The sequence below is a fragment of the Rhizobium sullae genome, from assembly GCF_900169785.1.
Lineage (GTDB): Bacteria > Pseudomonadota > Alphaproteobacteria > Rhizobiales > Rhizobiaceae > Rhizobium > Rhizobium sullae.
Genome location: NZ_FWER01000238.1, coordinates 1 through 285 on the forward strand (window position 1 = coordinate 1; position 285 = coordinate 285).

The following is a 285-nucleotide window of genomic DNA, read 5'->3' on the forward strand; positions in this document are numbered from 1 at the left end:
CTCGATCGCCAGGAACAGCCAGACGGCGAAGGGCATCGAGGCCAGAACGCCGTAGACGCCGAACGGCAGAAACGGCCCACCGCCGTCCGGAAGTTCGATGGCTGTACCAGTCGTGGGATCGACGCCAATGTTCATTGCATATTTGCCGAAATCGATGAACGGGACGGCGCTCACGAAGAAGAATGCGAGGATGGCAAGGGCGATCAGGGTGACGATCACTGTCACGTTAAATGAGAGCTCCACCCCCCGCACGTTCAGGCCCACGAAAACGATGTAGCCGAGAAG

Annotated in this window: 1 pseudogene; it reads right to left on the reverse strand. The window is 58.9% G+C overall.

The features are described from left to right. A pseudogene (locus tag BN1800_RS39955) lies at positions 1-285 on the reverse strand (amino acid ABC transporter permease); the annotation flags it as partial.